This is a genomic window from Lachnoclostridium sp. An169, assembly GCF_002160525.1.
Classification (GTDB): domain Bacteria; phylum Bacillota; class Clostridia; order Lachnospirales; family Lachnospiraceae; genus Mediterraneibacter; species Mediterraneibacter cottocaccae.
Genome location: NZ_NFKT01000013.1, coordinates 56,845 through 76,360 on the forward strand (window position 1 = coordinate 56,845; position 19,516 = coordinate 76,360).

Here is a 19,516-nt window from a genome sequence, read left to right on the forward strand (position 1 = left end):
ACATTGCAAAAATTGCAGTATTGACTAAGGGGGAGTGAAAAATACATGGACAGGCAGTTTGGTAACGGAAAATTAACAATATTTAAAGAATGCTAACATCTTTTTTAAGAATTGTCGGTTATAATAGTGCTGTAATACATATCAGGTAAGGTGACAGTAAAATGCTAAAGAAAAATAATGGAAAATACAATATCAATTCGCTTATATTATGCGGACTGGTATTTTTTGTGATAGCTGCGACGGCGTTCTGTATGGTAGTGAACAGCCGCGAGGCGGCAGAGGAAAAACAGAGGATTGCGGCGGAGAAAAAGGCCGAAGAAGATAAAAAGGCGGCTGAGGAAGCAGCGGCGGCCGCGGCGCAGAAGGCAGCGGAAGAAAGAGCGCAGTCAATGTCTGTTCAGCCGGGGGTTCCGGTGGGAACGACAGAAGTCAATTCGGATGAAAAAGTGGTATATCTGACCTTTGATGACGGACCGTCGGAGAATACTCAGAAGGTACTCGATATTCTGGCGCAGTATGATGTAAAGGCAACCTTTTTCGTGACCGGTGCCCATGAGGAACTCAGACCCCTGATTAAAACCGCTTACGACGCGGGTCATACTATCGGGCTGCATACATATAGCCACGATTATGCAAAGGTATACGCTTCGGTTGACTCTTATTTTTCAGATCTGGAGCAGATCGGGGAAGTGGTGAAGGAACAGATCGGTTTTGTCCCCTGTTTTATCCGTTTTCCCGGCGGTGCGTCCAATACGGTGTCGAGAAAATACTGTGAAGGTATCATGACGGCACTGAGCCAGCAGGTTCTGGAAAAAGGTTATCAGTATTATGACTGGAATGTGAGCAGCGGTGACGGCGGCAGCGGCTGTACAAAAGATGAGATTATCGCCAACTCCGAAACGGACAAGTACAGCCATGTAATGCTCCTGTTCCACGATGCGGCGACGAAGAATGCCACGGTGGAAGCACTGCCAAGTATTATCGAATATTATAAAAACCTCGGGTATGAGTTCCGGGCGATTGACCGGAACAGTTATGTGTCTCATCATGCGGTGAATAATTAGATGGGAAAGATTTATCGACGAACTCCCCCTTTCTGTGATATGATAATGATCAGATTGTTGAGCAGAAAGGGGGATTTTGTGTGCATTTTAATATGTCCCGGTTTGATTCATACCGTGAGGATAATCGCCGCGAAGTAAAAAAAGCAAAAGGATTCTTTTTAAGCTGGAGGGAATTACAAGAGTTGATGACACGCCGGTGCATAAAGCACTGCGGGAAGCGCTGGCAAACTGTATTGTCAATACAGATTTCTATTTCCCCCGGGGAATTGTAATCAGAAAAGATGCTGAATCCATTATTCTGGAGAATCCGGGAAGTATCCGCATCGGAAAAGAGCAGATGTTAAAAGGCGGAATTTCAGATCCGAGAAATAAAGCCCTGATGAAAATGTTTAATCTGATCGGTATTGGAGAAAGAGCCGGAAGCGGAGTACCTGACATTTACAGTGTGTGGGAACAGCAGGGATGGGAAAGTCCTGAAGTAATGGAAGAATACGGACCGGATCGAACAATATTGAAATTATCATTTATAAAAAGCGCTGATAAAAAAGCGCTGATAAAAAGAAACTTACAAAAAAAACCAGACAACAACTGGAAGAAATAGTGGAATGGATGGAGCCGGACAGAGAGTACAGAGTAGTTGAAATAGCTGATTTTCTTGGAATTAAAGAGACAAGGGCGCGTGAATTGATAAGAGAATTGATACGTCTTGAGAAAGTAAGCGCGATGGGGAAAAATAAAGGGCGCAGATACAGAAAAAAGCAGTAAAGCAGGAGAAGAAAGATTCGTGAACGGTTGCTGTGTTGGAAATGAAAGTGCAGACAGCATTCACTTATACCCCTTTCTGTGATATGATTATATCTATGTGATCATAGAACAGAAAGGGGTATTTCTATGGGAAATACGTTAAAACATATAACCCTGGGGCTCGTCGCCCACGTCGATGCGGGGAAGACTACGCTTTCCGAGGGAATGCTGTATCTCGCCGGTATCACCCGGAAACTGGGGCGCGTGGACCACGGGGACGCCTTCCTTGATACTTATGAACTGGAACGGGAGAGGGGGATCACGATTTTTTCCAAGCAGGCGGTCTTCCCGTGGAACGATGCGGAGATTACGATTCTGGATACACCGGGGCATGTGGATTTCTCTGCGGAGATGGAGAGGACGCTGCAGGTGCTCGACTATGTGGTGCTTGTGATCAGCGCGCTGGACGGCGTGCAGGGGCACACGGAGACGTTGTGGAGGCTTTTAAAGCGCTACGAGATCCCGACGTTTATTTTTGTCAACAAGATGGATCAGGAAGGCGCAGACAGGGAGAGGATTCTCGCACAGCTCAGGGCGCGGTTCGGCGACGGGTGCATTGATTTCGGAGGACTTTCAGGTAATGCGGACATGCTCGAAGATCTGGCGGTTTGCGACGAGGCGATGATGGAGGAGTTCCTTGAGCACGGGACAATAGGCCGGGAGACAATACGCCGGGTGATTCGTGAAAGACATGTGTTTCCCTGTTATTTCGGATGTGCCCTGCGCGCGGAAGGCATAGAGGAACTTCTGGACGGGATTACGGAGTATACATTCTGTCCGCAGTATCCGGAGACATTTGGCGCCAGAGTCTATAAGATTGCCCGGGATGATCAGGGATCAAGGCTGACTTATATGAAAATTACAGGGGGAAGCCTTCGGGTAAAGGAGACGGTTCCCGGAATCCAGGAGAAGGTCAACCAGATCCGGATTTATTCCGGGGCGAAATACGAGATGGTGCAGGAGGCGCTTCCCGGCCAGATCTGTGCGGTGACAGGACTGGACAGCACACGTCCCGGACAGGGGCTGGGTGAGGAAGAAGAGGCGGAGATGCCGGTGCTTGAACCGGTTCTTACTTATCGGATTGAACTGCCGGATGAATGTGATCCCCACACCATGCTCCGATCTCTGCGCCAGCTTGAGGAGGAAGAACCGGAACTTCATATTGTATGGGAGGAAAAACTGGGCGAAATTCATGCAAAGCTGATGGGAGAGGTGCAGATCGAAGTACTCCGCAGGCAGATCAAAGAACGGTTTGGCGTCAGTGTGACCTTCGGGGAAGGAAGTATTGTCTATAAAGAAACAATCGGCACGGTGGTTGAGGGCGTGGGACATTTCGAGCCTCTGCGCCACTATGCCGAAGTACATCTGAAAATGGAGCCGGGCGAGCGGGGCTCGGGGCTGCAGTTTGCCTCCGAGTGCAGTGAGGACATTCTGGACCGGAACTGGCAGCGGCTGATCCTGACCCATCTGGAGGAAAAAGAACACCGGGGCGTGCTGACCGGTGCGGCAGTTACAGACATGAAGATTACGCTGATTTCCGGGCGGGCCCATCAGAAACATACCGAGGGCGGAGATTTCCGGCAGGCTACATACCGGGCGGTCAGACAGGGGCTTATGAAGGCGGAGAGTATCCTTCTGGAGCCATATTATGCATTCCGGATGGAGCTGCCCGCCGGAAATGTAGGACGTGCCATGACCGATATCCGCCGGATGTCAGGGACATTTGACACCCCGGAGACGGACGGGGACAGTGCGGTGCTGACAGGGAGCGTGCCGGTGGAAACCATGCGGGGATATCAGACGGAATTTGCCGCTTACACAGGCGGAAGAGGAAGACTTTCCTGCGTCCTGAAAGGATACGATGTGTGCCACAATGCGGATGAGGTGATTGCGGCTGCGGATTATGATCCGGAGGCAGATCTGGAGAATCCGGCAGGTTCCGTGTTCTGCGCCCATGGAGCAGGATTCGTTGTGCCATGGTATGAGGTGGAGAATTACATGCATTTGGAAGGCATGCAGGAAGAGCGGGGGACTGACGAAAATGATGATTCCGGCGAAAACATACACCCCGGCGGAATTTCCGGAGGCCCGGGAGGATACAGAAGAATCGCCGGTCAGGAAAGACGGCAGATCGAGCTGACCAGGGAGGAGCTGGACGCCATCTATGTGAGAACACCGGATCCGGTGAAACGAAAAGTGGGCAGTACCCCGGTCACTGTGCGTGTAAAGAACCGGAACGAGAGTGCGGAAGTAGAAGGCTCCGTGCAGAATGACAAATGGGCGCAGCGCCGGCGGGACAGGGGCGCCGGGGAAGAGTATCTTCTTGTAGACGGCTACAATATTATTTTTTCCTGGGAGGAGTTAAAGGATCTGGCTGATACAGATATCGGCGCTGCCCGGGGAAAACTGATGGATCTGCTCTGCAATTACCAGGGATACCGGAAGTGTACGCTGATTCTTGTGTTTGACGCATACAAGGTGGAAGGAAATCCCGGAGAGGTGATGAAATATCACAATATCTATGTGGTTTACACAAAGGAGGCGGAGACTGCGGATCAGTATATCGAAAAGACCGTGCGGAAGATTGCCCGGCAGGCGCAGGTTACAGTGGCTACTTCCGATGCCCTGGAACAGGTGATTATCCTCGGTCAGGGAGCGCGCCGGATGTCGGCGCCGGGACTGAAAGAAGAAGTGGAACTGGCGATTTCGGAAATGCGGGGGGAGCATCTTGGAAAAGGAGAGACTCTGAGAAATTATCTTTTCAATTACCTGGAAAAGGATACGGCGAAAATTATGGAGAGCGTGCGGCTTGGAAAAGAAAAACTGGACTGATTAAAAAAGTTAGAACTGGACATTTTAATAACACCAGTCAGGTGCTAGTATACCAGTATTGAAAGAAGCAGGAGGCTGGTTGATTATGGAAAGAAGAAATGAAACAGTGGTAAAGCTTGCGCAGACCGCGCTTATGGCGGCGCTCTGCTTTGTATCATTTACCTATCTGCAGATAAAAATACCGGTAGGAGACGGCGCTACATCGATTCATATCGGAAATGCATTCTGTGTGCTCGGCGCCCTGATCCTGGGAGGCTGGTATGGCGGACTGGCAGGTGCTATCGGCATGTCGATTGCCGACATTCTGGATCCGGTTTATATTGTGGAGGCTCCGAAGACGTTTGTCCTGAAACTGTGTATCGGACTTATTGTGGGACTGGTGGCTCACCGTTTCGCAAAGATCAATGAGAGCACGGATCGGAAATATGTGTTACGCTGGAGTATTATCGCATCGATTGCAGGGTTGGGATTTAATGTGATCGCAGATCCTCTGGTGGGATACTTTTACAAACAGTTCATTCTCGGACAGCCCCAGGAGATGGCTGCCACACTGGCAAAAATCGGAACTGCTGCTACATTTATCAATGCGGTGGTGTCCACGGTTCTCGTGGGAGTGCTGTACATGGCGCTGCGTCCGGTGCTGATGAAGACAGGGATGATTCACGCGGGTACGGGACGGGTGAAAGAAGCCTGAGAGCAGACTTGAGAGAGTCAGTTGACAAGAGAAAAGAAAAGCTATGGGAAAACCGGCTCCGGCAGGATCTGAAAAGAGAGAAAATAACAGATTCTGCCGGGGCATTTTTTATCTGCGGACGGTTTACGGATGAGAGAATTAATGTTATGATAATAGGCAGAAAATCAAAGAGAGAGAGGTTATGGAGATGAGGTGCATCAACTGTTATCAGGAGATACCTGACGGCTCAAAATTCTGTCCCCACTGCGGCGCACAGCAGCCGGTATCCGGAAATCAGGCAGGTACAGATACATATCAGAACACACAGTACAGCGATGCTGACAGCGGGCAGCAGAATGCGCAGTACAGTGATCCGGACGGCGCCCGGTACAGCGGGCAGCAGAATGCGCAGTACAGTGATCCGAACGGCGCCCAGTACAGCGGGCAGCAGAACACACAGTACAATACGCAGAACAGTACGCAGTATCAGTATGCGCAGTATAATCACGAGGAGCCGGTAAACTGGATTCCGTATCTGATCCTGTCGATTATTTCTACAGTATGCTGCTGTATTCCGGTCGGTATCGTGGCTATTTTCTATACGGTTAAGATTAATACGGCAGTTTCTTCCGGAGATGCTGAGAGTGCGAGACATGCGGCGAATATGGCAAAGATCTGGATTATTGTCGCTGTCGTGGTAGGAATCGTGGTGGATCTGATTGCGTATTTCGTTTTCGGAATGATCGGTGAAATCGGGTATTATTACTACTATTGAGAAAGATGGAAAATACCGATAATAGATGGAAAATATCAATATTATAAGAAAAATGTTCCGGGAGAGCGTAAGGATGCGGATTGCCCTGACGGCGGGAATATGCGCTGTACTGGCGGCAGGAGCTCTGTTCCTGTATTTTCACAGCCCGTTTCAGCATCCCATTCCCTGCGTTTTTTATCTGATGACGGGACTGTACTGCCCCGGATGCGGCGCCGGGCGGGCCTGCTATTTTATCCTTCACGGAGAGTTCCTGAAGGCGTTCGGGTATAACCCGCTGATGGTGATTGTCCTGCCGTTTATCGGACTCTACATTGTGGCACGGGGAATCGACTGGACTGTGACGGGAGGAAATCATGTGGACGGGAAGATCAGCGCGAAGTTTCTGCTCACTGTACTGGTGGTGATTCTGATATATGGCGTGCTGAGAAATATCCCGGCATTTCCCTTTACCCTGCTGGCACCCGGCGGCATCACGGCAGTGTTAGGATGATTGAAGATATATTATGGAGGAAAAAAGATGATTAACAAACTGGTTGAAAAGATCAAAAAGACGAAAGCCCCGATCGTGGTGGGACTTGACCCGATGCTGAGCTATATTCCGCAGCATATTCAGGAAAAGGCATTCAAAGAATATGGCGAGACGCTGGAGGGAGCAGCGGAAGCGGTCTGGCAGTTCAACAAAGAGATCGTTGACAAGACGTATGACCTGATTCCGGCAGTAAAACCGCAGATTGCCATGTATGAGCAGTTCGGTATCCCGGGACTTATGGCGTTTCAGAAGACGGTAGACTACTGTAAGTCAAAAGATCTTGTAGTGATCGGTGATATCAAGAGAGGCGATATCGGCTCCACTTCTGCGGCATATGCGGCAGGACACATCGGACGGGTGAAAGTGGGCAGCAAAGAGTATGTTCCCTTTGGTGAAGATTTTGTAACTGTGAATCCGTATCTCGGATCAGATGGTGTAAAACCATTTATCGATGTGTGCAAGGCGGAGAAGAAGGGACTGTTCATCCTTGTGAAGACGTCCAATCCGTCCAGCGGCGAGTTCCAGGACCGCCTGATCGACGGACGCCCGCTCTATGAGCTTGTAGGTGAGAAAGTTGCAGAGTGGGGCGCTGACTGCATGGGTGATGAGTACAGCTATATCGGTGCGGTTGTAGGTGCGACTTATCCGGAGATGGGTAAGATTTTAAGAAAGATCATGCCGAAGTCATATATCCTTGTGCCGGGCTACGGCGCACAGGGCGGTCAGGGCAAGGATCTGGTACATTTCTTCAACGAGGACGGTCTCGGCGCTATTGTGAATTCCTCCCGCGGCATCATCGCGGCATATAAGCAGGAATCATATGCACAGTACGGCGAGGAGAACTTCGGCGACGCGTCCAGAGCGGCAGTGGAGGCGATGATCGCGGACATCAGCGGAGCACTGGAAGCGAGGTAGGAGGCTATATGGCAGAAAAGAGAAAAGAAAACGCAGTGGTTATCTCCCAGGAGAAGATCGCTGCAGATATATACAGTATGTGGATCAGGACGGAGGCCGCTGCGACGGCAGTGCCGGGGCAGTTCATCTCAATGTATACGAACGATGGGAGCAAACTGCTCCCCCGTCCCATCAGCATCTGCGAGATTGACAGGGAAAACGGCAGCCTCCGCGTGGTTTACCGGGTGACCGGACCGGATACGGGGACGGCGGAATTTTCCCGGATGAAAGCAGGCGATATCATCCCGGTGATCGGTCCCCTGGGAAACGGATTCCCATATGGAAAGGCGGAAGGGAAACGGGCGTTCCTGATCGGCGGCGGAATCGGTGTGCCGCCCATTCTGGAGCTTGCAAAACAGATGAAATGTGAGAAGAAGCAGATTATCGTGGGGTACAGGAATGCGGAGACATTTCTCCGGGATGAGTTCCAGGCCAACGGCGAGGTTTATATTTCTACTGAGGATGGCAGTGTGGGGACAAAGGGCAACGTGATGGATGCTGTCCGGGAGAATGCTCTTGAAGCGGATATCATATATGCCTGCGGGCCGACTCCCATGCTTCGGGCAATCAAGCAGTATGCACAGGAGAATGGAATCGAGTGCTATATCTCTCTGGAGGAGCGGATGGCATGCGGGATCGGCGCATGTCTGGCATGTGTCTGTCAGTCGAAGGAGATCGACGACCACAGCCATGTGCACAACAAGCGGATCTGTAAGGACGGACCGGTATTTCTGGCTGCGGAGGTGGAGATCTGATGAATACGAAGGTAAATATTGCAGGTGTTGAGTGGAAAAATCCCGTGACCGTGGCATCCGGAACATTCGGGTCCGGTGCGGAGTACGCGGACTTTGTGGATCTGAACCGTCTGGGCGCTGTGACAACTAAGGGCGTGGCAAATGTTCCCTGGGCGGGCAACCCGACTCCCCGTGTGGCGGAGACTTACGGCGGAATGATGAACGCGGTGGGACTTCAGAACCCGGGAATCGATGTGTTCTGCGAGCGGGATATTCCGTTTCTGAAAAAATACGACACAAAGATCATCGTAAATGTCTGCGGCCGGTCTGAAGAAGATTACTGTGAGGTGGTTGAGCGCCTGGCAGATGAAGATGTGGATATGCTGGAGATCAATATCTCCTGCCCCAATGTCAAAGAGGGCGGCATCGCTTTCGGACAGAATCCGAAGGCGGCGGAAGCAATCACGAAAGCTGTGAAAAAATATGCAAAGCAGCCCGTGATCATGAAGTTAAGCCCCAACGTGACGAGTATTCCGGAGATGGCGAAAGCCGTGGAGGCAGGCGGCGCCGACGCGGTTTCCCTGATCAATACATTTACGGGAATGAAGATCGATATTGACAGAAAAAAATTCGTGCTTGCCAACCGGACCGGCGGAGTCTCAGGACCTGCCATCCATCCCATCGCGGTGCGGATGGTCTATGAAGCGGCGCATGCGGTAAAGATCCCGGTGATCGGCATGGGCGGAATTGCTAAGGCGGAGGACGCCATCGAGATGATCCTGGCGGGCGCTTCCGCAGTGTCCGTGGGGACGGCGAATTTCTATAATCCTGCGGTTACCATGGAGATCGTGGACGGAATCGAGAAGTATATGGAGAAATACGGATTTGAAAATGTCAGCGATATGGTGGGGATTGTAGAGTAAATTACAGATGTGTATTAAGACAGGTGTATTTCATCCGTGCAGGTATTGGCACGGGCGGGATACACCTTTTTTATGCGATGCCTGCTTGAAGCCTTCTTGTGCAGTGTGGTAGAATTGTAAAATAGAAGAAGGGTATTCCCATAATAAAATTCAATAAAGGAGAAGTCTATGATTCGTCCATTTTGCCGTACTGATCTCGACAGCATCGCTGAGATCTGGCTGAATACCAATATAAGCGCCCACAATTTTATCCCGGAGTCATACTGGCGGGACAATTTTCTCCCGGTAAGGGAGATGCTTGGAAAAGCGGAGATCTATGTGTATGCAGAGGATGATGGGATCCGGGGATTTATCGGTCTGGACGGGAACTATATCGCCGGGATTTTTGTGAGAAAGGGAGGGCAGTCACGGGGGATCGGCAGGAAGCTGATCGCATTTGTAAAAGAGAAAAAGCCGGAGCTGTCCCTGCATGTGTATGAGAAAAATCAGCGGGCAGTAAAGTTCTACGAGAGGGAAGGATTTGCGATTCGGAGCAGGTCTGTGGATGAGAATACCGGGGAGCAGGAACTTCTGATGACATGGAAGCATCAGCACTTAAAGAGGATGACAAATCAGGAAATTTTGCGGATCGCCATGGAACAGTCGGCAGTCGATCTGAACTGCCGGGCGGAAGATTTTCTGAAAACAGAAAATGTGATTGTCCATTCGGCAGAGAATCCGGGAGCGAGAAAATATCTGGAACTTCCCTTTACATGCGACCTGGTTTCCTATGGAAGTAATATCGTGGCTTCTGTGGAACCGCAGTATGAGGAAATCGTGAAAGGATATATCGGCAGATATCTTCCGGAACACTGCTTTGAGACCCCGAATCTGTATGTGTTGAACGAGACTTTTGCAGAATATGGGATGAAGGTCTGCTTTATGGCAGAGTATTTTCTGCCGGATGTGGATCAGGAGGTAAAGAATGAATGTGAATATGCCCTGGCGCTGATGGGACCGGAGGACTTCAAATCCCTGTACATTCCCTGTTGGAGCAACGCTCTCTGTGAAGCGAGGAAAGAGCTGGATGTACTGGGAATCGGCGCGTATCGGGAAGGAAAACTGATTGGTCTGGCAGCCTGCTCTGCAGACTGTGACAGTATGTGGCAGATCGGTGTCGACGTGCTTCCGGAGTATCGACGTCAGGGAATCGCTTCAGCGCTCACTGGCGCACTTTCCCGGGAGATTTTAAAGAGGGGAAAAGTTCCCTTTTACTGCTGCGCCTGGTCGAATATCAAGTCCGCCAGGAATGCGATAAAGAGCGGTTTCCGTCCTGCCTGGGCGGAACTGACGGTGAAGCCGGCAGAATTTGTAGAGAAAATGAACAGATAACCATTTCATTTAGGAGGAAAATCATTTAAAATGGAATATAGCATAGTAAGACTGACGGACCGTCCGGACATGAAAGAAAGCGCCGCAGGATGGTTTCACGAAAAATGGGGGATTCCCGAGCAGGCATATCTGGAGAGCATGGAAGAGTGTCTGAAAAAAAGCGGTGGGAAATGCAGCACGGAACGGGAAGCGGCGGTTCCCCAGTGGTATTTGGCGATGGAAGGAGAACGCATTATCGGCGGAATGGGCGTGATTGAAAATGATTTACACGACCGGAAAGATCTGGCGCCGAATGTATGTGCCGTCTATACAGAGGAAGATCGGCGCGGGCGTGGCGTGGCAGGTGCGCTGCTTGGATATGTGTGCAGAGATATGAAGAATCGGGGAATTGATACGCTGTATCTTATTACCGATCATACCTCTTTTTATGAGCGCTATGGTTGGGAGTTCCTCTGTATGGTACAGGGGGACGGAGAACCGGAACTGTCGAGAATGTATGTGCACAGGTAGAAAGATTATGGAGATCAGAGAAGGACAGAAAGTCACAGCAAACGGAAAAGAGTATGAGATCTTAAAACTGCTTGGTAAAGGCAAGGGCGGTTATTCCTGGCTGGCTGCGGTGGATAAAAGAAAAGTGGTGTTAAAGCAGATCCACCATGAACCGTGCGATTATTACCGGTTTGGAAACAAGATCGAAGCAGAGCTTAACGACTACAGACGGCTGAAAGAAATCGGGATCCGGATGCCGGAGATGCTCGATGCTGATGTGGAAAATGAACGGATCATAAAGGAGTTTATCGACGGAGAGACCGTGTATGATCTTGTACTGGCGGAGCGTCTTCCGGAGACCTGCCTGGAACAGGTAAAAGACATGTGTGCGCGGCTGTATAAGGCGGGGACGAACATTGATTATTTCCCGACGAATTTTATTCTGCAGGATAATGTTCTTTATTACATCGATTATGAATGCAATGATTACATGGACGAGTGGAATTTTGAAAACTGGGGGATAAAATACTGGTCGAAAACGCCGGAATTTCTCCGCTATGTAAATGAGCATACGGCGAAAGCATCGGAAAAACCGGTAGATCCCATCTGGCAGAAACTCTACAACGAAGCGAGAAAGGTGCAGCGGGCAAGGAGTCTTTCCCCTTATATCGATGCCGGACAGGTCGCAGCGGCACTTCTCACAAAAAGCGGAAATATCTACGTGGGAGTCTGTATCGACACCGCCTGCACTCTTGGCATGTGCGCGGAGAGAAATGCGATCGCCAATATGATAACCAACGGGGAGAATCAGATTGACAAAATTCTTGCAGTGATGGGAGACGGAAAGGTGGGACCGCCCTGCGGTGCATGCCGTGAATTTATGATGCAGCTTGGCAGAGACAGTGCAGATATTGAGATTCTGCTCGATCTGGAGACCGGGAGGACGGTACGCTTAAAAGAGCTTCTCTCGGACTGGTGGGGGAGAAAGGAAATACAGGAAGATACAGGATGAGAAAATACAAGGGAGGAAGAGTGCAATGAAAGGAACAGGGTTAAAATTTCTGTGCAGAAGAATCGCAGCGGGTGCGTTTCTGCCTGCCGTGCTGCTGACCGGGTGCAGCGGGAATCCGATGGCAGCGCTGTACGACAATGAGAGTGCGATTGTCAGTGACTCGAATTCATATAATCTTGACGGGCTTACCCAGCAGATTGAAGATGATACCCTCGAGATTACGGTGGAGAAGATGGAAGGAATGGATACCATATGGTCGTTTGAGGCGGATTATGAGGCGGAGATCAGCATGACGTACCGTATTTCTCTGGAGAGCGGAAAGCTGAAGCTGGTCCTGATCTCACCGGACGGAGACCTGACTACACTGGCAGAGTGCAGCCCGGATATGGGATTGAACGGAGAGAGCATTATCCCCATTGAACCGGGAGTAAACAGGATCAAAGTTGTGACTGACGAGGACACGAAATTCACCCTGGATCTGTCGATCCCGGAGGGAGAGCTCCGGGAACTGGGATTCTAAAGGATAGGAAAATGAGGGGGACTTATGGGAAGAAAAATACAGGAATATTTTTTCTGCTTTATGCTCTATTCGATCCTGGGATGGATCTATGAAGTGTTTCTGGAGGTTGTTGTTTACCGGTGGGGATTTTCCAACAGGGGTGTGCTCTTCGGTCCGTACTGTGTGATTTACGGAGTGGGAGCGCTGATTCTGATCTTCTCCCTGGGCGGTCTTCAGAAGAAGCGGATCTGTGTGGGAAAGATTCCGGTTACACCGGTTCTGGTATTTATCGGGATTGTGGTGATCACGACAGTAGTGGAGCTGATCGGAAGCTATATTATGGAATTTACAACCGGCGGATGGCTTTGGGATTATACGAGATTTTCCTTTAACTTTGAGGGAAGGATTGCCCTCAATCCGAGCATCCGCTTCGGGATCGGAGGGATGATTTTCCTCTATCTTCTTCAGCCGCTCTTTGTACGGCTGACAGAGAAAATGCCGCCGAAAGTATTTCGTGCTGTGACGGGAATCATGGCGTTCCTTTTCCTTGCGGATGTGGCGGCGCTGGTGATCAAAGCTGTGGTGTGACAAAGGGTGTTCCCATTGGAGGAAATCTGTGGTAAAATTGAGAGGATTTCAAAGGCGGGGAAAGAAAATCAAGGGCCGGAAGGTCCGGAAGATACAGGGAGGTTATTAAAATATGGAACAGTACAAGCAGGAATTTATCGAGTTTATGGTGGACAGCGATGTGCTGAAATTCGGCGAGTTCACCCTGAAAAGCGGGAGAAAGTCTCCGTTTTTCATGAATGCGGGAGCCTATGTGACGGGATCCCAGTTAAAGCGTCTGGGAGAGTACTATGCAAAGGCGATCCACGACAGATACGGGGATGATTTCGATGTGCTTTTCGGACCGGCTTATAAGGGAATCCCTCTGGGGGTTGTGACAGCCATTGCCTACAGCGAACTCTACGGAAAAGAAGTACGTTACTGCTCTGACCGCAAGGAGGAGAAGGATCACGGCGCGGACAAAGGAAGCTTTCTGGGAAGCAAATTGAAGGACGGGGACCGAGTGATTATGATCGAGGATGTGACGACATCCGGAAAGTCCATGGAAGAGACTGTGCCGAAGGTAAGAGGCGCGGCAGACGTGACGATCGTGGGACTGATGGTATCCCTGGACCGCATGGAAGTCGGAAAGGGCGGCGAGAAGTGCGCGCTGGAGGAAGTCCATGATCTGTATGGATTTGATACCGCGGCGATTGTGACCATGGCAGAAGTGGTAGAGCACCTTTATAACAGACCGTACAAAGGAAAAGTTGTCATTGATGATACATTAAAGGCAGCAATTGATGCATACTATGAAACATATGGAGTAAAATAGGAGGCGCATTGTATGGAGAAGGCATATCGTGCAATGAAAAACAGCGGTACGGGAAATATCGTACTGGGAATTATCGTGTTGGTGATCGGAATTACGGCAGGAGTCATTTCCATTGTAAATGGTGCGAATCTGCTCAGGCATAAAAAGGAGATTACATTTTAGAAAAGCAGCGCAGGCTGTGACGCTGGGATGAAAAGGGGGACAGACCGTCCGGAAGGAGGGCTGTCCCTTCCGACTGAATAAACGGCAAAGCGCCGTCTGTCAAAGAGGTAAGATTTTGAGTAAGAAAAAGGCGAAAATAATCAGGGCCTTTGGTAAGGTCCTGTTTGTGTTATATATTGCTTTCCTGATCTATTTTCTCTTCCTTGCCGAGTGGTACGGCAGGGAGGGCGTAGCGGAAGAATACAGGTATAACCTGGAACTCTTCAAAGAAATCCGGCGGTTTCTTACATACCGGGAACAGCTCGGCATGTTTGCGGTGTTTGCAAATCTTTTCGGAAATATCCTCATTTTTGTGCCGTATGGCTTTTTTATTTCCATGGCGAGCAAATCGAGGGGATTCTTCAAGACTCTGTTTTACAGTATGGGGCTGAGCCTGATCGTGGAGATTATTCAGCTCATTACCCGGGTGGGGAGTTTTGATGTGGACGATATCCTGCTCAATACGATCGGGGGAGTGCTTGGATTTATTATTTTTGCAGTTTGTAACAGGATAAGGAGAAGGCTATATGTTCGGAAACGAAAAAAGCGCTGAGCAGCGTCAGCGGGAAAGGGAACGGAAAAAACGGGGGACGAGAAAATACGGACAGGCAAAACAGCAGCACTCCCGCATGGGAATTGTCTCATGCTGGATGGCGCTTCTGTCGCTGCTGATACTGGCAGGATGCATTCTGTATGCCTACCTTACGAGAGGAGGCACGGTGGGGATTGTAGGGGGACTGGCAGTGGTTTCTCCGGTTTTGTCAGCATGCGGGGTTCGGTTTGCCATAAAGGGATTCCGGGAGAGGGACCGCAGATACATTTTCTGCAAGATCGGGCTTCCGGTAAATATTCTGATGCTGATTGTTTTCTGTGCTATTTTAATAGGCGGTCTGAGCTGAATGTGTTTTCGTTTGATGATAGGAGGTTTTTAGATGAGACGGGAAGAATGGCTGAGAGAGAAAAATGAAGCGTGCGCGCAGCGGCATGAGCTGGCGGTGGACCGGCTGAGAAGTCTGATCTCTGAGGAGACGGTGGCTTCCAGATACCGGGCGTTTTTCCAGGATACGGCGATTTTTCTTCTGGAGCTGGAAAATGTCAGGCGTAAAGTTGCAGACGGTATGTGGGAATCCTATACCCTGGAACAGAAGCAGAGCTTAAACGAGATCCTCTACAGCGATATTCTGGGGAAAAATTATGAAGCGAGCTATGGAAATCCGGCTTTCGCCTGCAGAAAGCTGGGAAGGGATATGGGACAGCTCCTGAGTCTGCTGTATGCAGAGATGCGCTCCGGGATTGCCTTCTGCTTCGCGGAACGCACCGATTATCTGACGATTCTCTACGAGCTCTTTATAGAGGTCTACAACTGCTTTGAGGAAAAAGAAGAGCCGGAGACAAAAGAAATCCGTGACATCATTTACTGGTATGCCAGTGATTACTGCGATGTGTTTCTGGAGGAGAGGATACGGGAGCAGATTGATCCGGAACTTTCCTTTGCAGCGGAGATCATAGAACATGCAGATCTGGACACGGACGATTATCTGTACCGGTTCGGGGAATATATTACGGAAAATGAACTTGGAACCGCCCGGCATCTGCGCTCGCTCTCAGAGGAGACAATCCAGAAGATGGCGGACGTCTATACGGAGGGATACCGGATCGGATTTGTCAATACGGGGAAAGATCTCTCGAAGAAGTCGTCAGTCAATATCCGTTACAGCCTGGGATTCGAGAGGGTGATCCGGGCGGCTGTGGAGAATTTCCGGAAAATGGGGCTCAAACCTGTCATTTACCGGGCGGCAACCAGTGTGATCACAAAGAGGGAACACCACAGGATCGGGTATTACGGGGCGGTTCCCAACCGGCAGTATGATTACGACCACCGGCAGGATCAGGCTCTGTTTATGGACAAACGCTATGTTGAGCGGAAACTGGAAGTCATGAAGACAACCTATGAGCAGAACCGGATCCTGGCGGCAGGAATGGGAGGCCCGGCAGTGATGGAAATCTTCGGAGAGCACCCATTTTCTCCGGAGACAAAAGAGGAGGCGCCGTCGTACAGTGAGACGCAGAGAGAACTCTCCCTGTTCTATGACAGCAGATCCGGACAGATCACCAACGAGTATATCCGCGGGGATGAGCGAAGCTTTACCATCGTGGCGTACCCGGTGCCGGAGATCGGGGAGAAATATCCGGAGATCTTTGACGAGGTAATCCGCATCAATACACTGGACGCAAAGCTCTATGAGAGAGTTCAGCAGACGATGATCGACGCTCTGGATCAGGGGGACTACGTTCACATTCTCGGGAGCGGGGATAATGAGACGGACCTGAAGGTGAAGCTGATCACCCTGAAGGATCCGCAGAAGGAGACGATTTTCGAGAACTGCGTGGCGGACGTGAATATTCCGGTGGGCGAGGTCTTTACCTCTCCCGTACTGGAAGGAACATCCGGCGTACTGCATGTGAGCAGGGTATACCTGGAGGAACTGGAGTACCGGAATCTGAAACTGACTTTTGAGGACGGGAAGATTACGGATTACACCTGTTCCAATTTTGAGGATGAGGCGGAGAACAGAAAATATATTTACGACAATATTCTCAAGAACCACGAGACGCTGCCTCTCGGAGAGTTTGCCATCGGCACAAATACCACTGCCTATGTGGCGGCAAGAAAGTATGGCATCGAGGATAAAATGCCGATCCTGATTGCGGAGAAGACGGGACCGCATTTTGCCGTGGGAGATACCTGCTACAGCTGGAGTGAGGACATCCGTGTCTACAATCCCAACGGCAAGGAGATTATGGCAAAGGACAACTCCGTATCGCTTCTGCGTAAGGAAGACGTGTCGAAAGCATATTTCAACTGTCACACAGATATAACCATACCTTATGAAGAGTTAGAAGAAATAAGTGTAGTGACAAAAGAAGGCAAAAACATTATACTTATAAAGAACGGAAGATTCGCACTGCCCGGGACGGAAGTCCTCAACGAACCGCTGGGATAGGCGGCAGGCGAAGGAACAGTAATCAGATTACAGGCAGGTTACAGAAGGAGGAAATCAGATGCCAAAAGTAGGAATTGTAATGGGCAGCGACTCAGACCTGAAGGTGATGAGCAAAGCTGCAGCGACGCTGGAAAAATTCGGAATTGACTATGAGATGACAATTATTTCCGCTCACCGCATGCCGGATACATTTTTTGAGTGGGCGAAGGCAGCAGAGGGAAAGGGAATCAAAGTGATTATCGCGGGAGCAGGAATGGCGGCACACCTTCCGGGAATGTGCGCGGCGCTTTTCCCGATGCCGGTGATCGGTATTCCCATGTCCTCAAAGAACCTGGAGGGTGTGGACGCACTTTACTCCATCGTCCAGATGCCGCCGGGAATCCCGGTTGCCACAGTAGCCATTGACGGGGGCATGAATGCTGCGATCCTTGCGGCGAAAATTCTTGCTGTATCGGACGGGGAACTGCTTGAAAAGCTGAAAGCGTATTCTGCGGAAATGAAAGAGACCGTGCAGGCAAAATCCGACCGGTTAAAGGAAGTCGGATATGAGGAATATCTGAAGGAAAAATAGGAGAGAACAGGAATGGATTATAAGAATGCAGGCGTTGATATTGAGGCCGGTTACAAATCAGTGGAACTTATGAAAGAGCATGTAAAGAAGACCATGCGCCCGGAGGTCCTCGGAGGACTGGGCGGGTTTTCCGGAGCTTTTTCTCTGGCAAAGATCAAAGAGATGGAGGAGCCGGTGCTGCTTTCCGGCACGGACGGATGCGGCACGAAGGTGAAGATCGCCATGATTCTGGACAAACATGATACTATCGGGATCGACGCAGTCGCCATGTGTGTGAACGATATTGCATGCGCAGGCGGCGAGCCTCTGTTTTTCCTTGACTATATTGCATGCGGGAAAAATGAGCCGGAGAAGATCGCGGATATCGTAAAAGGCGTCGCGGAGGGATGCCTTCAGGCAGGAGCTGCCCTGATCGGGGGAGAGACTGCGGAACATCCGGGGCTGATGGCACCAGATGAATACGATCTGGCCGGTTTTGCAGTGGGCGTGTGTGACAGGAAAGACATGATTACCGGGGAAAACTTAAAGCCCGGCGATGTCCTGATCGGTATGGCGTCTTCCGGAATCCACAGCAACGGATTCTCGCTTGTGAGAAAGGTGTTTAACATGAAGCGGGAAGCTCTGGATACTTACTATGACAGCCTGGGCTGTACGCTGGGAGAGGCTCTGATCGCTCCGACGAGAATCTATGTGAAGGCATTGAAGAGCATCAAGGATGCAGGAGTTACAGTCAAGGCATGCAGCCATATCACAGGCGGCGGCTTCTATGAGAATATTCCGCGTATGTTAAAGGACGGCACTCATGCAGTGATCAGAAAGGACAGTTACCCCATTCCGCCCATTTTCCATATGCTTTCCGATGACGGAGATGTGGAGGAACATATGATGTACAATACATTTAATATGGGTCTTGGCATGGTGGTTGCTGTGGACGAGGCGGATGTGGATGCTGCCATGGAGGCGATCCGCGCAGCAGGTGAGGATCCGTATGTGGTAGGTAACATCGAGGCAGGAGAAAAAGGAGTGACCTTATGTTAAAGGTTGTAGTGATGGTTTCCGGCGGGGGAACGAACCTCCAGGCAGTCATAGACGGTGTAAAAAACGGGACGATCACGAATACAGAGATTGTCGGCGTGATCAGCAACAACAAAAATGCATATGCACTGAAGCGGGCGGAGGAGAACGGAATACCGAATGTCTGTGTATCCCCGAAGGATTTTGCCACCCGGGAAGAGTTTAATGACAAGCTGCTCGAAGCGGTGGATGCATACAGTCCGGATCTGGTTGTACTGGCGGGATTCCTTGTGGTGATTCCCCCGGCCATGATCGAAAAGTACAGGAACCGGATGATCAATATTCATCCGTCTCTGATTCCGTCTTTCTGCGGAAAAGGATTCTACGGGCTGAAGGTACATGAGGCGGCGCTTGCGCGCGGAGTAAAGGTGGTCGGCGCTACCGTGCACTTCGTTGATGAGGGAACGGATACCGGACCGATCATCCTGCAGAAGGCTGTGGATGTGCAGCAGGGTGATACGCCCGAGATCCTGCAGAGGAGAGTCATGGAGCAGGCGGAGTGGATCATTATGCCGAAAGCCATTGACCTGATCGCCAATGGGAGAGTGAAGGTCGAGGGAAACCGAACGATCATTTCTCAGGAATAAATCTGTGAAAAATCCTGAATAAATCCGGATGTAATGCC

22 protein-coding genes are annotated in these 19,516 nt (G+C 50.3%); all 22 read left to right on the forward strand.

Annotated elements, in window-relative coordinates; translation table 11 throughout:
- Positions 1-161 precede the first annotated feature (161 nt).
- The 22 genes from B5F07_RS10700 (at position 162) to purN (ending at position 19,478) form a co-directional block, all read left to right on the forward strand.
- Positions 162-1,064, forward strand: coding sequence for a polysaccharide deacetylase family protein (locus B5F07_RS10700; RefSeq protein WP_242972502.1), 903 nt, complete (start codon positions 162-164; stop codon positions 1,062-1,064).
- Between the two features lie 337 nt (positions 1,065-1,401).
- Positions 1,402-1,665, forward strand: coding sequence for an ATP-binding protein (locus B5F07_RS23070; RefSeq protein WP_242972503.1), 264 nt, complete (start codon positions 1,402-1,404; stop codon positions 1,663-1,665).
- A 290-nt stretch (positions 1,666-1,955) separates the two neighbouring features.
- Entirely contained in the window at positions 1,956-4,700 is a 2,745-nt protein-coding gene (locus B5F07_RS10710) for a translation factor GTPase family protein (RefSeq protein ID WP_087161275.1), read from the forward strand.
- An 85-nt stretch (positions 4,701-4,785) separates the two neighbouring features.
- Positions 4,786-5,394 carry an ECF transporter S component gene (locus B5F07_RS10715; protein WP_087161276.1) on the forward strand — a complete coding sequence of 203 codons (609 nt, stop codon included), beginning with the start codon at positions 4,786-4,788 and terminating at the stop codon, positions 5,392-5,394.
- Positions 5,395-5,575: 181 nt separating this feature from the next.
- Complete coding sequence (locus B5F07_RS10720) at positions 5,576-6,148, forward strand: CD225/dispanin family protein (RefSeq protein WP_242972504.1); 573 nt, start codon at positions 5,576-5,578, stop codon at positions 6,146-6,148.
- Positions 6,149-6,173: 25 nt separating this feature from the next.
- Complete coding sequence (locus B5F07_RS10725; RefSeq protein ID WP_087161277.1) at positions 6,174-6,638, forward strand: DUF2752 domain-containing protein; 465 nt, start codon at positions 6,174-6,176, stop codon at positions 6,636-6,638.
- 27 nt (positions 6,639-6,665) lie between these two features.
- Complete coding sequence (gene pyrF, locus B5F07_RS10730) at positions 6,666-7,592, forward strand: orotidine-5'-phosphate decarboxylase (protein ID WP_087161278.1); 927 nt, start codon at positions 6,666-6,668, stop codon at positions 7,590-7,592.
- Between the two features lie 8 nt (positions 7,593-7,600).
- On the forward strand, positions 7,601-8,386 hold the full coding sequence (locus B5F07_RS10735; RefSeq protein WP_087161279.1) for a dihydroorotate dehydrogenase electron transfer subunit: 786 nt from the start codon (positions 7,601-7,603) through the stop codon (positions 8,384-8,386).
- A complete protein-coding gene (locus B5F07_RS10740; protein WP_087161280.1) occupies positions 8,386-9,288 on the forward strand; it encodes a dihydroorotate dehydrogenase in 903 nt (300 codons plus the stop codon). Before B5F07_RS10735 ends, B5F07_RS10740 begins: the two co-directional genes overlap by 1 nt.
- A 168-nt stretch (positions 9,289-9,456) precedes the next feature.
- Entirely contained in the window at positions 9,457-10,659 is a 1,203-nt protein-coding gene (locus B5F07_RS23395; RefSeq protein WP_204248839.1) for an N-acetyltransferase, read from the forward strand.
- A 30-nt stretch (positions 10,660-10,689) separates the two neighbouring features.
- Positions 10,690-11,169 (forward strand): GNAT family N-acetyltransferase, encoded by a 480-nt coding sequence (locus B5F07_RS10755; protein WP_087161281.1) that lies wholly within the window; start codon positions 10,690-10,692, stop codon positions 11,167-11,169.
- Between the two features lie 7 nt (positions 11,170-11,176).
- A complete protein-coding gene (locus B5F07_RS23400; RefSeq protein ID WP_330397796.1) occupies positions 11,177-12,160 on the forward strand; it encodes a hypothetical protein in 984 nt (327 codons plus the stop codon).
- A 25-nt stretch (positions 12,161-12,185) separates the two neighbouring features.
- The gene (locus tag B5F07_RS10765) at positions 12,186-12,680 is read left to right on the forward strand and encodes a hypothetical protein (RefSeq protein ID WP_087161282.1); all 495 of its coding nucleotides are present in this window, start codon (positions 12,186-12,188) and stop codon (positions 12,678-12,680) included.
- Between the two features lie 24 nt (positions 12,681-12,704).
- The gene (locus tag B5F07_RS10770; RefSeq protein ID WP_087161283.1) at positions 12,705-13,247 is read left to right on the forward strand and encodes a putative ABC transporter permease; all 543 of its coding nucleotides are present in this window, start codon (positions 12,705-12,707) and stop codon (positions 13,245-13,247) included.
- 112 nt (positions 13,248-13,359) lie between these two features.
- The gene (pyrE, locus tag B5F07_RS10775) at positions 13,360-14,040 is read left to right on the forward strand and encodes an orotate phosphoribosyltransferase (RefSeq protein ID WP_087161284.1); all 681 of its coding nucleotides are present in this window, start codon (positions 13,360-13,362) and stop codon (positions 14,038-14,040) included.
- 12 nt (positions 14,041-14,052) lie between these two features.
- Positions 14,053-14,202 (forward strand): hypothetical protein, encoded by a 150-nt coding sequence (locus B5F07_RS22835; RefSeq protein ID WP_191403324.1) that lies wholly within the window; start codon positions 14,053-14,055, stop codon positions 14,200-14,202.
- Between the two features lie 115 nt (positions 14,203-14,317).
- Positions 14,318-14,794, forward strand: coding sequence for a VanZ family protein (locus B5F07_RS10780; RefSeq protein WP_087161285.1), 477 nt, complete (start codon positions 14,318-14,320; stop codon positions 14,792-14,794).
- Positions 14,769-15,140 (forward strand): DUF6142 family protein, encoded by a 372-nt coding sequence (locus tag B5F07_RS10785; RefSeq protein ID WP_087161286.1) that lies wholly within the window; start codon positions 14,769-14,771, stop codon positions 15,138-15,140. The genes B5F07_RS10780 and B5F07_RS10785 overlap by 26 nt, the downstream gene beginning before the upstream one ends.
- A gap of 33 nt (positions 15,141-15,173) precedes the next feature.
- Positions 15,174-17,246, forward strand: coding sequence for an aminopeptidase (locus B5F07_RS10790; protein WP_087161287.1), 2,073 nt, complete (start codon positions 15,174-15,176; stop codon positions 17,244-17,246).
- Positions 17,247-17,304: 58 nt separating this feature from the next.
- Positions 17,305-17,817, forward strand: a complete 513-nt coding sequence (purE, locus tag B5F07_RS10795) for a 5-(carboxyamino)imidazole ribonucleotide mutase (protein WP_087161288.1) — start codon at positions 17,305-17,307, stop codon at positions 17,815-17,817.
- 12 nt (positions 17,818-17,829) lie between these two features.
- Entirely contained in the window at positions 17,830-18,855 is a 1,026-nt protein-coding gene (gene purM / locus B5F07_RS10800) for a phosphoribosylformylglycinamidine cyclo-ligase (protein WP_087161289.1), read from the forward strand.
- Entirely contained in the window at positions 18,849-19,478 is a 630-nt protein-coding gene (gene purN, locus B5F07_RS10805; RefSeq protein ID WP_087161290.1) for a phosphoribosylglycinamide formyltransferase, read from the forward strand. Before purM ends, purN begins: the two co-directional genes overlap by 7 nt.
- The last annotated feature ends 38 nt before the right edge of the window (positions 19,479-19,516 follow it).